This window comes from Pseudomonas sp. PB120, from assembly GCF_009761815.1.
Lineage (GTDB): Bacteria > Pseudomonadota > Gammaproteobacteria > Pseudomonadales > Pseudomonadaceae > Aquipseudomonas.
On the sequence record NZ_RWIN01000088.1, the window covers coordinates 14,852 to 28,151 of the forward strand.

Here is a 13,300-nt window from a genome sequence, read left to right on the forward strand (position 1 = left end):
TGAGCAATCAAGGGATGCACGCAGTCTAGAGGGCAATCGCAGCGGGCATCGGCCAAGCGCTTCTGAATCCCGGCCAAATTAGCCGGGCATTCACAAATCCATGTGGGAGCGAGCCTGCTCGCGATAGCGGCATTACATTCAACATCAATGTTGACTGACCCACCGCTATCGCGAGCAGGCTCGCTCCCACAGGGAATCGCAGACGCCTACGAGTTTTCGCTTTGGCAAAACTGCGAAGGCGCGACACCCAATTCCCGACGGAACATGTCGCTGAAGCTGCTCGGCGAATAGCCCAGCTCCCGGGCAATCGCACTCACCGGCACGCCCTGGATCAACTCCGCAGCGGCCGTCGCCAATTGCACCTGCCGCCGCCATTCGGCGAAGCCCATGCCCAAACCGTCCTTGAACAGGCGCGCCAGAGTACGCACGCTGGCCCCGGCGTTTTCGGCGTGTTGTTCGAAGGGAACAGCCAGCGATGGCGCGGCCATGACCGCCTGGCACAGGTTCATCAGGCGCCGGTCGGAATCGTCCGGCATCGGAATTTTCAGCAGCGAACGCCGGGCACGCCGAAGTTCCAGCAGCGCGAGGCCGACCAGCGCCTCGTAATATTGAGCATCACCATTGTCACCCTGCGCCACCAGGCCCACGATCAGCTCGCGCAGCAAACCACCCACTTCGATCACCTGAACGGTGGCGTCCAGCGTCGTTGCCAAGGCTGGCCGAAGGTAGATGTTGCGCATCTGCAAGTCCGACACCACGCGAATCCCATGCGGCACGCCCGGCGGCAGCCACACCGCCCGCTGCGGTGGCACCACCAGCGCCTCGTGCGGGGTTTCAACCCACATCACGCCGCTCATCGCATACAACAACTGACCCCAGACATGCTCGTGAGGCTCGATAAACAGCCCGCGCGGGTAGGTGCGCGCCAGTGGTTGCACCGGCACATCGGTATCACTCAGGTCGGGGGGGACGGCAAGGGCCATGGTCAAGGATCATTGGGGTCGGGCAGGTGTTGCATGGTAACGAGCCACCGCTCTGGCCGCCACTGGCCAGCGCCGTCCGACAATCCAACTGAATTTTCCTCTACGCCCGCGATCCCTCTATTACCACAGGGAGGAATACGGGCTTTATGAACAACGCAAAACTTTTCGTCATTGAATACACCCTTCATGGCGTCCCCAAGTCATTCATTATCCGCCTGGACAAAATGGACAACGCGGAAGCCTGGCATTGGGCGAGTTGCGACGCGGGGGTCGGACGAATCCCTCGCTTTGGCCGAGAGAAGGTACAAAAGACCAGCAAACCGCTGGCGGAAAAATTCGGCGTCGAGAATGTCACCTGGCGACCGGCCAATTAATACGCCGCAATTAATTACTGTAGGAGCGAGCTTGCTCGCGATGAACTCAAGAGCACCGCGTCAAGCCAGCAAGCACGCGTTATCGTTGACGACCATCGCGAGCAAGCTCGCTCCTACAAAAAAACAGAAAGGCCGGCTAGTTCATTCAGCCATGGGCACACTTGCAGCCTTTGCTGGAACACTCTTCACCATGCTCGTGGTGCTTGGCGCAGCCTTCGCAGCAATAGTGCTTGCCGTGGCGCACGATCGGATGGTCGCCCAGTTTGCACGAGCATTTCGGGCAGTCGCAGATACGGTCGGTCATGGGTCTGACTCCAGTGGTGTGGTCGTCTGGTGCTACGGATGCGCACCCGTAATATCAGTGTAGATACCGCCTCGTCCCCACTCGATAAAACGATGAAAGGTGAAGAAAAACCGCTGAATGACGTTTTTTGAGCGTTATCTGCCGCTTTCTCCCTTGCCCTCAGCGCTCGGGTCTACGATTCTTCAAGAACAACGACAACACCTGAGAAGCCGCCATGAAAACCGTCGCCCAACTGCTCAAGTTGAAAGATCAGAAGAATCAGGAAGTGCACCAGATCAAACCCGATCACATGGTGCTGGAAGCTCTGATGAAGATGGCCGAGAAGAACGTCGGCGCCTTGCTGGTGGTGGAGAATGATGAAGTGCTCGGCATCATCAGCGAACGCGACTACGCGCGCAAACTGGTGCTGCATGGACGTTCTTCGGTCGGCACGCCGGTGCGCGACATCATGGTGTCCCCGGTCATCACCGTGGACACCCATCAAACGGTCGACACCTGCCTGGGCATCATGTCGGACAGACGTCTGCGCCACCTGCCGGTGGTCGAGAACGGCAAATTGATCGGCCTGCTGTCGATCGGTGACCTGGTCAAGGAAGCCATCGCCGAACAGGCCGAGCTGATTCGTCAGCTGGAGCAGTACATTCGCGGCGAGTGACACATCAGTCTTCCCCCATCCCAACGGGAATGGGTGAAGACTTCAGGCCGGCCAATGCCGGGCGAAGACCGGTGCCAGCGTCGGGTGCCGGTCGATTCGCTCAAGCCAGGCGAAAAACCCGGGACGAACATTGCGTAAGTGCTCGCGGCTGCCGGCCCAGCGGGTGATCACCGCCGCCAGCACGTCCAGCGCCCCCGGTGTCTCATCCCCCAGGTACAGCTCGCCGGAAAACTGATCGGCAAACACCTCCCAACTCCAATGCAGGCGCTTGCGGGCGCCGGCGATGAGGTTTTTCCGGGATGTTTCATCCGCCTCGGCCAGCCACCGCTCGGGGTAATCAATAATGCCGATAGCCGCATAACAATTGCTGACGATGTACACCATGCCGCGAATGACCTGATCGCGCTCGGCGGGCAATTTGGGCAGCAGGTTGGATTTTGGAAACGTCAGCCCCAGGTGAATCAGGATCGCGGCACTCTCGGTCAGAATGCTGCCGTCGGGCAATTGCAGCGTCGGAATCTGTTTGACCGGGTTGAGTTTTTCAAGCGCCTGGGCCGCCTCCCGAGACACGTTGACGTCGATGAAGCGGTAAGGAATTTCGCAGAGCTCCAGCGCTGCCTCTATCGCGGCAGCCCCGGAGTTCTGGTGTCCGTAGAGCTGGTACATAAACGTTTCCTCAGGACAACGGCCGCATTAACCTCGCCAACCCAGTGTAGAAGCCGAAACTACCCCCATCCTGATCACCCGACGACCGAACCGTCGCCGCGCCCCCATCACCGCGCCATACACCGCTGATAGCGCTCATCGACGCGCTTGGCAAACCACGCCGTGGTGAGCTTGCGGGTGATTTTCGGGCTTTGCAGCACGATCCCCGGCAGCACCGCCCGAGGCAATGAGCGGCCTTCGGCCTTTTCGGCCAGTTCGAAGACCCGCCGATAGAGTTGGCTGTCCTCGAACTCAAGGCTTTGGCCTTTTTCCAGTTGGTCGTGAATGCCCGGATTACGCAGGCCCAGTTGCTTGCCAAGGGTGCGCACCGCCAATTCCGTGGTGCCCGGCATGATCGAGTCGTAGCGCACCAGGTCGCCATCCAGCGCCAGCGGAATGCCCGACGCCCGGCTCACTGCGTTCTGGAAAGCGGCATTGCGACTGGCGTACCAGCCGGCATTGAAGTCGGCGAACCGATAGAGCGGCTCGGTGTAGCTCACCGGGTAACCGAGCAAATGGGCGATACCGAAATACAGGCCGCCGCGACGCGTGAACACTTCATGGCGGATCGTGCCGCTTACCGGGTACGGATAATCCTTGGCGTGTTGCTCGGCAAATTCGATGCTGACTTGCATCGGCCCACCGGTGTGCACCGGGTTGAAACCACCGAACAGCGTCTGCCCCATAGGCACCATGCCGATGAAGTCATCGAAGATCGCACTGAGCTCTTTTTCGCTGCGCGCGGCATTCAACCGGTCGCTGTAGCTTTTGCCGCTGGGTGAACGCACTTGCAACGCAGCACTGACCAACAGGCCGGGAATGTGCACTTTGGCGGCTCGACGGTCGATTTCGTCACGGGCGATCTTGCCCAGGCCTGGCACCGTCGGGTCCACCTGGAAGGTTGACTCTTGCTCGGCCACCGCCAGCACCGAACACAGGTTTTGGGTGGTCGGCGAAATTTTCTGGGCCGCAAAGGCCGCGTAGATGTCCGTGGCCCAGCCCTGGCGATCGGCGGTCTTGGCCGGCAGCAGGCGCACGATTTCGGCCTTGACCTCGTCGGGTTTGCGCGCAGGCGCTTCCTGGGGCCGCTGAGTGCCGCAACCCGCCAGAACCAACAGCGCAGCGACGCTCATGATCAATCGATTGGCTTGCATGTTGCTCCATCAAATCCGTTGAACCGGAGTCACCATACGATCAATGGCAGGGTGCAGGCTATGCAGGCGGGCAGTCTTTTTCCATTGAGCGGGCAGCCTGGTCGTCTTTCCGGTGTCGACCATACTTGCTCCACTCACCGCGGAGGACAGGTTCATGAACCGTAGCGATGTACTGATCATCGGCGCCGGCCCCACCGGGCTGGTACTGGCGCTGTGGTTGAGCAAACTGGGGGTTCAGGTGCGGATTATCGACAAGACGTCAACGTCCGGCACCACCTCCCGGGCGCTGGCCGTCCAGGCGCGGACCCTGGAACTCTATCGCCAACTCGACCTCAGCGACGCCATCGTTCGCCACGGCCATCGGGTGGAGGCCGCCAATTTCTGGGTCAAGGGCGAGCCGGTGGCGCGCTTGCCATTGACGCGCATCGGCGAGGGCCTGACGCCCTACTCCTTTATGGAAATATTCCCGCAAGACGAACACGAAAAACTGCTGTTTGAGCGCCTTGAAGCCTTCGGCATCCGGGTGGAGCGCAACACCGAGCTGGAACATTTCGAGGAAACCGGCGACGGCATCACCGCTCGGCTGCGCCTGCCCGATGGCCAGCAGAAAACCTGCCAGGCCTGTTACCTCGCGGGTTGCGACGGTGCCCGGTCGATCGTGCGCAAGACCCTCGACACCGGGTTTCCCGGTGGCACTTACCAGCAGCTTTTCTACGTGGCGGATGTGCAAGCCAGCGGCCCGGCTTTCAATGGCGAACTGCACGTGGACCTTGATGAAGCGGATTTTCTCGCGGTGTTTCCGTTGGCGGGCGAAGGTCGCGCCCGGTTGATCGGCACCGTCCGCGACGACCGCGCGGAGCAGGCTGAAACCCTGCAGTTCGAAGACGTCAGCAGCCAGGCAATCGAGCATATGAAGGTGCAGATCGAACGGGTGAACTGGTTCTCGACCTACCGCGTGCATCATCGGGTGGCGGATCACTTCCGCAGCGGGCGCGCCTTTTTGTTGGGTGACGCCGCCCATGTCCACAGCCCGGCGGGGGGCCAGGGCATGAACACCGGAATCGGCGATGCCATCAATCTGGCCTGGAAACTCGCGTCGGTCTTGAGCGGCGCCGCCGAGGCCACATTGCTCGATACCTATGAAATGGAGCGCATCGCCTTTGCGCGCAAACTGGTGGCAACCACCGACCGGGTGTTCACGTTCGCCACCGCCGAAGGTCGCTTGGCGGATGTGCTGCGCACACGGCTGGCACCCTTCGTGATTCCCAAAATGGCCTCGTTCGCGACCACCCGGGATTTCCTGTTTCGCACGGTGTCGCAGATCACCTTGAATTATCGCTCGATGCCGTTGAGCGTCGGTGTGGCCGGGCAAGTTCACGGCGGGGATCGCTTACCCTGGGCTCACGACGGCGAAGGTGACAATTTCGAATCGCTGCGATGCCCGACCTGGCAGGTTCATGTGTACGGCGACACCAGCGACGAAATGATTGCCTGGTGCGTCGAGCATCATCTGCCGTTGCACGTGTTTGACTGGCGACCCGCGTTCGAAACGTCGGGACTGGGGCGTAACGGGTTTTACCTGTTACGACCGGACACGTATGTGGCGATTGCCGAAACGTGCTCCGATCCGAAGGTGATCGAACGGTATTTCCGGGATCACGGGATTCGGCCGTTCTTCGGAAAATCCTGAGACCACGCCCCCTCTGTAGGAGCGAGCTTGCTCGCGATAGCGGTGGTTCAGTCAGCATTGATGTTGCCTGACACACCGCTATCGCGAGCAAGCTCGCTCCTACAGGGGGGTTAGCGTCGGTTTTAGATCCCGGCCAGGGCAAGGTCCATCGCGAAGTAGGTGAAGATCAAGTCCGCCCCTGCCCGCTTGATCGCACCCAGGCTCTCGCGCACCACGCGATCCTCATCGATTGCCCCCGCCTGTGCGGCGAATTTGATCATCGCGTACTCGCCGCTCACCTGATACGCCGACAGCGGCAAACGCGACACTTCACGGATGTCGCGGATGATGTCCAGGTACGCGCCGGCCGGTTTGACCATCAGCGCATCGGCGCCTTCCTGCTCGTCCAGCAGCGACTCGCGCACCGCTTCGCGGCGGTTCATCGGGTTCATCTGGTAGCTTTTGCGGTCGCCTTTTAGCGCACTGCCGCCAGCTTCACGGAACGGGCCGTAGAGCGCCGACGCAAACTTGGTCGAATAGGCCATGATCGCGGTCTGGCCGAAACCGGCCTCGTCGAGCGCCCGGCGAATCGCCTGGACCTGCCCGTCCATCGCCGCCGAAGGGGCAATCACATCGGCCCCGGCACGAGCGGCGGCCACGGCCTGTTTACCCAGGTTGATCAGCGTCTGGTCGTTGTCGACTTCATGGTTGTGCAACACGCCACAATGGCCGTGGTCGGTGTATTCACAGAAACAGGTGTCGGACATGACAATCATCTCCGGCACCGCATCCTTGGCGATACGCGACATGCGCGACACCAGGCCGTTGTCGCTCCAGGTGTCGCTGCCGCTGCTGTCCAGATGATGGGACACACCGAACGTCATGACCGATTTGATACCGGCCCGGGCATAGCGCTCGATTTCGCCTGCCAGCTTCGACTCCGGAATACGCATCACGCCCGGCATGCTCTTGATCGGTACGAAATCGTCGATTTCCTCTTCGACGAAAATCGGCAGGACCAGGTCGTTCAGGCTGAACTCGGTTTCCTGGAACAGGCTGCGCAGGCTCGCATTGCGGCGCAGACGGCGTGGACGTGCTTCGGGGAACTGACTGGACATTGGGCTTCCTGAAAAAAACGCAGACGGGACGAAAGTCGTAGGGCGAGAAGCTTATGCCTTGTGTGGTGTCGGGTACAAACCTGCGGCACGGAACAAACCCTTACCGGGTCGGCAACAATCACCGACAAGCCGCTCCGCCAGGTTGGCGTAGCAGCTGCGTTCGGCCGGTGTAGCAGCTGTCGAGCTTGCGAGGCTGCGTTCGGCTGCGCAGCAGTCGTGAAATCAGGCAGTGCGGTGAATCAGCCATACCGCGTAATCCGGGTTTACGACTGCTTCGCAGCCGAACGCAGCCTCGCAAGCTCGACAGCTGCTACGCCTGCTACAGCGCTACAGCGTCAATGTGCCGCTGATGCAGGTGACCACAGCGCCGCCAATCCAGATGTCATCACCCACCTGCTCCACCTGGATCCGCCCGGCACGCCCCATCGTCAGGCCTTGACTGACCACGTAAGAAGACGGCGCCACTCCTTCGGCAAGCAGCCACTGCGCGATCCCGGCGTTGAGGCTGCCCGTGGCCGGGTCTTCCGGCATGCCATCGCCGGAGATGAAGGCCCGCACTTCGAACTGCGCGTCATCGCCATCGTGTTCGACGTTCCACGGCGCGATCACGCCGACGGCCAGACCCAGCATTTGCGAATGGTCCGGTTGCAGGTTCAACACCTGTTGCCGGTCCTCGACCATCACCGCCAGCCAGCCCGCACCGTTATCAACCCATTGCGCCCGCACGATCGCACCCGGCTCCAGCCGTAGCCCACGGCGTACACGCTCCACCACGTCCGCCTCTACGGGCCCGGTCCGCAGCAAGGGTGGCGCGAGAAAGGCCAACTCCGCGCCTTGTCGCCGAATCCGCACCAGACCGACGCCACACTCCTGAATGACCTCGTCCCCCTGAGGCACACCACCCGCCTCCAGCCAGGCATGACAGGTGCCCAGGGTCGGGTGCCCGGCGAACGGCAACTCGTTCAGCGTGGTGAAGATGCGCACCCGATAGTCGGCCCGGGGATCGCGCGGTTCAAGCACGAAGGTGGTTTCGCTGAGGTTGGTCCAGGTGGCAAACGCCGCCATGCGCTCATCGCTGAGCTTATCGGCACCGAATACCACCGCCAGCGGATTGCCCTTAAGCGCGATGCGGCTGAAAACATCTACCTGCTTGAAATCGAATGAAGTCATTGCCTGCCCTGGTCTGATGGATCAAGTGGTTTGCTTGGGGATTTCCAGGCCTCGCATCACCGCCGGCCGCGCCAGAAACCGCTCCAGCACGCGCGTGACGTTCGGGAAATCGCTGATGCCCACCAAATCGCCGGCCTCATAGAAACCGATCAGGTTACGCACCCACGGAAAGGTCGCGATGTCGGCGATGGTGTAACGCTCGCCCATGATCCAGTCCCGACCTTGCAGGCGTCCATCGAGAACTTTTAACAACCTTTTACTTTCATCGACGTAGCGATCACGGGGACGTTTGTCCTCGTAGTCCTTGCCGGCGAATTTGTTGAAGAACCCGACCTGGCCAAACATGGGCCCGATCCCGCCCATCTGAAACATCAGCCACTGGATCGTCTCGTAACGCGCTGCCGATTCCTGAGCCAGCAATTGCCCGCTCTTGTCCGCGAGGTAGATCAGAATCGCCCCGGACTCGAACAAGGCCAGGGGCTGATCGCCCGGACCGTGGGGGTCGAGGATGGCCGGAATCTTGTTGTTGGGGTTCAACGACATGAATTCGGGGGACAGTTGGTCATTGGTGTCGAAGCCCACCCGATGCGGTTCATAAGGCAGCCCGATCTCTTCGAGCATGATCGAGACCTTGACGCCGTTGGGGGTCGGCAGGGAATACAGTTGAATCCACTCCGGGTACTGCGCCGGCCATTTCTGGGTGATGGGGAATGCGGACAAGTCGGTCATGGCAAGGATCCACGAAGAGATAAGGAGTGCCGATCATAATGGGAGCCGCTCCAGGCCGCGATCTTTTGCGGGTATCAATATCCTTGATGAGCAAGATCGAAAGATTGCAGCCTTCTTCAGCGTATCCACCTGTATCGTGTCCATAAATCCGCAACATCTTGTCGATAACCTCTGCTGCAACCCGTCCATGGTTATCGATACATTGCTGCGCAAGCCGCCGTAATCGAACCAAACGGGCCTCAGAGGACTCTGAGGATTGCCCTTTCGGAAACGAACCGGCTCAACGACATGGAAAACACCCGACGCTGGAAGCGTGGGGTGTAAAGGTTTGTCAGCCTTAACCGAATGCGTTGAAGAACCCTTATCAATGATGAACCCACTGAAATTCGTCCAGCGTTACAAGCATCGCGCGTATGTCGTGCTGCCTGCCCTGTTGGCGGCCTGCGCGCTCTTCCTGTCGCTGGAGTCTCGTGAAAGTCGCGCCCAGCCGGTCGACGGCACCCAGACGCTGGTGTTTTTGCGCCACGGGGAAAAACCCGCCGGCGGCCTTGGCCAGCTCAATTGCCAGGGTTTGAACCGCGCCATCGACCTGGCTACCTTGTTGCCGGAAAAATTCGGCAAGGCCAACTACGTGTTCGCGGCGAACCCGACGCGCAATGTCGAGGAAGGCGAGCTGGACAATTCCTACAGCTACATCAGGCCGTTGATGACCATCAGCCCCAGCGCGATCAAGCTCGGCTTGCCGGTGAACATCAAATTCTCGGCCAACGACACCAGCGATCTGGCCGATGAACTGTTGCACGACAAATATCACAACTCGATCATCTACACCGCGTGGTCCCATGGCTATCTGCCCGAGCTGATCAACAAGGTCGCCGGGGAAGCCATCGGCAAGAAGCAAACCATCACCGAAGATTGGGAATCCAGCGACTACGACTCGCTGTTCGTGCTCACCCTGACGTGGCACAACGGCAAGGCCACCCTGGTCAGCCACAGTTACAAGCAAGGTCTGGATAACGGACCAGAGACCTGTCCTACATAAGGGTCATCTGAATCCCACAAACGGTGACGACTACGGGTTTCGGGGGCTGGACTATCCTGTACGCATGTCCCCTCATGCGCGGAACGTCTCCATGACACTCTCAACCGTAGCGGCCCCGGTCCGGGGCTGGTCGTTCTGGTGGAAACCCGCCCTTTTTCTTCTGGTCGCCTGCGTCGGCCTCTACTACGTCAAATGGTCGCCCTACTACGCCAAGGCCTTTCTGGCTGCCGATAACCACAGCATCGGCGCGTCGATCCTCAACGATGCACAAACCGCCCCCCTCACGGCGGCCCTGACCTACGCCAAGGTGTATTTCCTGGCGATCTGGAAAGCGGCCGTGCTGGCGGTGATCCTCGGTTCTCTCCTGCAAGTACTGATTCCGCGAGACTGGCTATTGCGCCTGTTCGGCCGGGCCGGTTTTGCCTCCACGGTGCGCGGCGGCCTGTTTGCCCTGCCCGGGATGATGTGTTCGTGCTGCGCGGCGCCGGTGGCCGCCGGCATGCGCCGTTCGAATGTGTCGGTCGGCGCCGCGCTGGCTTTCTGGATCGGCAACCCGGTGCTCAACCCCGCCACCCTGGTGTTCATGGGTTTCGTGCTCGGTTGGGGCTACACGGTGTTGCGACTGCTGGCGGGCATCGTGCTGGTGTTTGGCGTATCGATGGTGGCTCAGCGCATCGCGGGTCCGGAAACCTCGCCGGCACCGGCCGTCGAGGCGGTGGTCGAAGCCCGGGAAAAGGATACGCAGCCGTTCCTGATCCGCTGGGGCCGGACGTTGTGGCAATTATTCTGGAGCACCATCCCGATTTACATCCTGGCCGTATTGGTGCTCGGCGCGGTGCGGGTCTGGGTGTTTCCGCACATTGATGGCGCCATGGCCAACAGCCTGTTGTGGCTGGTACCGCTGGCGGTGATCGGCACTTTGTTCGTGATCCCGACTGCCGCCGAAATCCCCATCGTGCAAACCATGATGACACTGGGCATGGGAGTCGCCCCGGCGGTCGCGCTGTTGATGACGCTGCCGAGCATCAGCCTGCCGTCGCTGCTGATGTTGCGCAAGGATTTCGATGCGCGGGTGCTGGTGAGCGTGGCGCTGATGACCATGGTGATCGGGGTAGTGAGCGGGTTGATCGGGGCGGCGCTGCTCTGAGATGGTAGTGGCTGTAAGTGCCCCATCGCGAGCAGGCTCGCTCCCACATTGAATCTATGGCGATCACAAAACCAATGTGGGAGTGAGCCTGCTCGCGATGGGGCCGGTAGCAACACCTTCAACGCTCCCGAAGATACTCAAGCACAGCCGCACGCTCCCCGGAAAACTCGATCCGTCCGCCCTTCTTCTCCCGCTGAAACGCATACATCGGATCGTAATACTCACGAAGCAACCCCTCGATCCAGGCGCGGTGCAAGTCCACTGCCCCGCTGCTTGCCTGTTCTGCCAATGCGTCCTCCATCAGGATCAGCATCCGTCGATGGCGCTCACCGCCCAAACGCTTCTGAACGTTATTGAGGCTCTCCAGCAAACGCTCGGAAAACAGCGTGAAGCCGTCATCGCCATGCACCTCGATAAACTCGGCGCACAGGTCCACCACGTAATCACGCAGGATTCGCTCCACCCGCCCCTCCAGGCTGTCCTCGAGCCAGACCAGCGGAAACCGCTGCATGCCCTGAAACAGCGGGAGTGGCAATGCACAACTGCCGACCGTGCGGCTCTCGTCTTCCAGCACAAACTGCTCGATGCCGTGGTCGCGCTTTTTCAGAATGTCCACCGCCAGCCGGTTTTCAAAGTCGATCGTTGACGGTTGGCCCGTCGCGCGCTTGCCGAAACTGGACCCTCGATGATGGGCGTGACCTTCGAGGTCCAACCCATTGCGCAACTGTGTAAGCACCTCGGTCTTGCCTGTGCCGGTCATGCCGCCGAGCAGGACGAAATCGCATTGGGCAACCGCTTGATCGATCGTCGCCAGCAAGAATGCCCGCATGGCCTTGTAGCCGCCGCCGACCCGTGGATAGTCGATACCGGCCTCATCCTTGAGCCATTGCTGGACGATCCTTGAGCGCAAGCCACCGCGAAAACAATACAAGTAACCCTCAGGGTGTGCCCGGGCAAAATCGGCCCAGGCGCGGATACGCTCGGCCTTGAGTTCCCCGCACACCAACTGGTGCCCCAGCGTTATGGCGGCCTGCTGCCCTTTCAGTTTGTAACAGGTACCCACCCGCTGCCGCTCGAGATTGTTCATCAGCGGCAGGTTGGTCACCCCCGGAAAAGCCCCTTTTGTAAATTCCACCGGCGCGCGGACATCCATCATCGGACGATCGTGGAGAAAAAGATCGCGGTAATCAGTGAAATCAACAGGCATCAAACCACCTCAACCGCATGCCCCTGTCGCTCGACCAGTTCACCGATCGGCTCCAGCGCCAGCCCCAACCCCGCAGCCACCTTGAGAAACTGTTCGTTGCCGTCCGGGGTCACCGCAACCAGCAACCCGCCACTGGTCTGCGGATCGCACAGCACCCGTTTATGCAATTCCTGAAGACGCCCGATCTTGCTCGCGTAGCTGTCGAAGTTGCGCAGCGTCCCGCCCGGGACACAGCCCTGATCGAGGTAATACTCGACCCCCGGCAGGCGCGGTACACGGTCGTATTCGATACGGGCAGACACCTTGCTGCCATCCGCCATTTCCACCAGGTGCCCCAGTAGGCCGAAACCCGTGACGTCGGTCATCGCGGTCACGCCTTCGAGTTTGCCGAAATGGCTGCCGGGTTTGTTCAGGGTGCACATCCAGTCGCGGGCGAGGCCGATGTCGGAGTTGCGCAACTTGCCCTTTTTCTCGGCGGTGGTGAGGATGCCGATCCCCAGGGGTTTGGTGAGATACAACAGGCAACCGGCCGTGGCCGTGTCATTGCGTTTCATGTGGCGCTTTTCCACCAGCCCGGTGACCGCGAGGCCGAAGATCGGCTCCGGTGCATCGATCGAGTGCCCGCCGGCCAGCGCAATCCCCGCTTCGTCGCAGACCGAACGCCCGCCACGAATCACCTCCCGGGCAATCTCCGGCGCCAGCACATTGATCGGCCAGCCGAGGATCGCAATCGCCAGTATCGGATTGCCGCCCATGGCGTAGATATCGCTGATGGCATTGGTCGCGGCGATCCGGCCAAAATCGAACGGGTCGTCGACGATCGGCATGAAAAAGTCGGTGGTCGAGACCACGCCGCGTTCCTCATCGATGGCATACACCGCCGCGTCATCGCGCGAGGCGTTGCCCACCCAAAGTTTCGGATCAAGGTTCTGCGCCCCGCTGCCGGCCAGAATCACCTCCAGCACCTGGGGGGAAATCTTGCAGCCACAGCCTGCGCCGTGGCTGTACTGGGTCAGACGGACCGGCTCGTTCATGGGAAGTGC

Annotated in this window: 14 protein-coding genes; 5 read left to right on the forward strand and 9 right to left on the reverse strand. The window is 60.8% G+C overall.

All coding sequences use genetic code 11. The features are described 5' to 3' along the window. Positions 1-206: 206 nt before the first annotated feature. Positions 207-983, reverse strand: a complete 777-nt coding sequence (locus EJA72_RS17075; protein WP_157712599.1) for a helix-turn-helix domain-containing protein — start codon at positions 981-983, stop codon at positions 207-209. Between the two features lie 146 nt (positions 984-1,129). On the opposite strand from EJA72_RS17075, the gene EJA72_RS17080 reads away from it, so the two are divergent. Next, entirely contained in the window at positions 1,130-1,357 is a 228-nt protein-coding gene (locus EJA72_RS17080; protein WP_157712600.1) for a DUF6555 family protein, read from the forward strand. Positions 1,358-1,502: 145 nt separating this feature from the next. On the opposite strand, the gene EJA72_RS17085 is transcribed toward EJA72_RS17080, so the two are convergent. Continuing rightward, complete coding sequence (locus EJA72_RS17085; RefSeq protein ID WP_157712601.1) at positions 1,503-1,661, reverse strand: metallothionein; 159 nt, start codon at positions 1,659-1,661, stop codon at positions 1,503-1,505. Between the two features lie 214 nt (positions 1,662-1,875). On the opposite strand from EJA72_RS17085, the gene EJA72_RS17090 reads away from it, so the two are divergent. Next, the gene (locus tag EJA72_RS17090; protein WP_007944798.1) at positions 1,876-2,316 is read left to right on the forward strand and encodes a CBS domain-containing protein; all 441 of its coding nucleotides are present in this window, start codon (positions 1,876-1,878) and stop codon (positions 2,314-2,316) included. 42 nt (positions 2,317-2,358) lie between these two features. Here EJA72_RS17090 and EJA72_RS17095 read toward each other — a convergent pair whose 3' ends face one another. Beyond that, positions 2,359-2,982, reverse strand: coding sequence for a glutathione S-transferase (locus EJA72_RS17095; protein WP_157712602.1), 624 nt, complete (start codon positions 2,980-2,982; stop codon positions 2,359-2,361). Between the two features lie 107 nt (positions 2,983-3,089). Beyond that, complete coding sequence (locus EJA72_RS17100; RefSeq protein WP_157712603.1) at positions 3,090-4,175, reverse strand: DUF1615 domain-containing protein; 1,086 nt, start codon at positions 4,173-4,175, stop codon at positions 3,090-3,092. A 154-nt stretch (positions 4,176-4,329) separates the two neighbouring features. Here EJA72_RS17100 and EJA72_RS17105 point away from each other — a divergent pair, with 154 nt between their 5' ends. Beyond that, entirely contained in the window at positions 4,330-5,865 is a 1,536-nt protein-coding gene (locus tag EJA72_RS17105) for an FAD-dependent oxidoreductase (protein WP_157712604.1), read from the forward strand. 122 nt (positions 5,866-5,987) lie between these two features. Here EJA72_RS17105 and hemB read toward each other — a convergent pair whose 3' ends face one another. From hemB to EJA72_RS17120, 3 genes are all read right to left on the reverse strand, one after another. Then, complete coding sequence (hemB, locus tag EJA72_RS17110) at positions 5,988-6,962, reverse strand: porphobilinogen synthase (RefSeq protein WP_157712605.1); 975 nt, start codon at positions 6,960-6,962, stop codon at positions 5,988-5,990. 327 nt (positions 6,963-7,289) lie between these two features. After that, positions 7,290-8,132 carry a PhzF family phenazine biosynthesis protein gene (locus EJA72_RS17115; protein WP_157712606.1) on the reverse strand — a complete coding sequence of 281 codons (843 nt, stop codon included), beginning with the start codon at positions 8,130-8,132 and terminating at the stop codon, positions 7,290-7,292. 21 nt (positions 8,133-8,153) lie between these two features. Then, positions 8,154-8,861 carry a glutathione S-transferase family protein gene (locus EJA72_RS17120; RefSeq protein ID WP_157712607.1) on the reverse strand — a complete coding sequence of 236 codons (708 nt, stop codon included), beginning with the start codon at positions 8,859-8,861 and terminating at the stop codon, positions 8,154-8,156. A 367-nt stretch (positions 8,862-9,228) separates the two neighbouring features. Here EJA72_RS17120 and EJA72_RS17125 point away from each other — a divergent pair, with 367 nt between their 5' ends. Together EJA72_RS17125 and EJA72_RS17130 are read left to right on the forward strand one after the other, a co-directional pair. Beyond that, positions 9,229-9,903 (forward strand): histidine phosphatase family protein, encoded by a 675-nt coding sequence (locus tag EJA72_RS17125; protein WP_157712608.1) that lies wholly within the window; start codon positions 9,229-9,231, stop codon positions 9,901-9,903. A 91-nt stretch (positions 9,904-9,994) separates the two neighbouring features. Next, positions 9,995-11,050, forward strand: a complete 1,056-nt coding sequence (locus EJA72_RS17130) for a permease (RefSeq protein ID WP_157712609.1) — start codon at positions 9,995-9,997, stop codon at positions 11,048-11,050. Positions 11,051-11,168: 118 nt separating this feature from the next. On the opposite strand, the gene mnmH is transcribed toward EJA72_RS17130, so the two are convergent. Together mnmH and selD are read right to left on the reverse strand one after the other, a co-directional pair. Then, positions 11,169-12,257: a tRNA 2-selenouridine(34) synthase MnmH gene (gene mnmH / locus EJA72_RS17135; RefSeq protein ID WP_157712610.1), complete on the reverse strand. Its 1,089-nt coding sequence runs from the start codon at positions 12,255-12,257 to the stop codon at positions 11,169-11,171. Next, a complete protein-coding gene (gene selD / locus EJA72_RS17140; protein ID WP_157712611.1) occupies positions 12,257-13,291 on the reverse strand; it encodes a selenide, water dikinase SelD in 1,035 nt (344 codons plus the stop codon). The genes mnmH and selD overlap by 1 nt, the downstream gene beginning before the upstream one ends. Positions 13,292-13,300 lie beyond the last annotated feature (9 nt).

Excerpts from the sequence above, each read along its gene's own strand:
- EJA72_RS17105 (WP_157712604.1), top strand. The coding sequence starts at position 4,330 with ATGAACCGTAGCGATGTACTGATCATCGGCGCCGGCCCCACCGGGCTG.
- EJA72_RS17095 (WP_157712602.1), bottom strand. The coding sequence starts at position 2,982 with ATGTACCAGCTCTACGGACACCAGAACTCCGGGGCTGCCGCGATAGAG.
- EJA72_RS17090 (WP_007944798.1), top strand. The coding sequence starts at position 1,876 with ATGAAAACCGTCGCCCAACTGCTCAAGTTGAAAGATCAGAAGAATCAG.
- EJA72_RS17080 (WP_157712600.1), top strand. The coding sequence starts at position 1,130 with ATGAACAACGCAAAACTTTTCGTCATTGAATACACCCTTCATGGCGTC.
- EJA72_RS17115 (WP_157712606.1), bottom strand. The coding sequence starts at position 8,132 with ATGACTTCATTCGATTTCAAGCAGGTAGATGTTTTCAGCCGCATCGCG.
- EJA72_RS17125 (WP_157712608.1), top strand. The coding sequence starts at position 9,229 with ATGATGAACCCACTGAAATTCGTCCAGCGTTACAAGCATCGCGCGTAT.
- EJA72_RS17075 (WP_157712599.1), bottom strand. The coding sequence starts at position 983 with ATGGCCCTTGCCGTCCCCCCCGACCTGAGTGATACCGATGTGCCGGTG.
- EJA72_RS17120 (WP_157712607.1), bottom strand. The coding sequence starts at position 8,861 with ATGACCGACTTGTCCGCATTCCCCATCACCCAGAAATGGCCGGCGCAG.
- hemB (WP_157712605.1), bottom strand. The coding sequence starts at position 6,962 with ATGTCCAGTCAGTTCCCCGAAGCACGTCCACGCCGTCTGCGCCGCAAT.
- EJA72_RS17100 (WP_157712603.1), bottom strand. The coding sequence starts at position 4,175 with ATGCAAGCCAATCGATTGATCATGAGCGTCGCTGCGCTGTTGGTTCTG.
- EJA72_RS17130 (WP_157712609.1), top strand. The coding sequence starts at position 9,995 with ATGACACTCTCAACCGTAGCGGCCCCGGTCCGGGGCTGGTCGTTCTGG.
- selD (WP_157712611.1), bottom strand. The coding sequence starts at position 13,291 with ATGAACGAGCCGGTCCGTCTGACCCAGTACAGCCACGGCGCAGGCTGT.
- mnmH (WP_157712610.1), bottom strand. The coding sequence starts at position 12,257 with ATGCCTGTTGATTTCACTGATTACCGCGATCTTTTTCTCCACGATCGT.
- EJA72_RS17085 (WP_157712601.1), bottom strand. The coding sequence starts at position 1,661 with ATGACCGACCGTATCTGCGACTGCCCGAAATGCTCGTGCAAACTGGGC.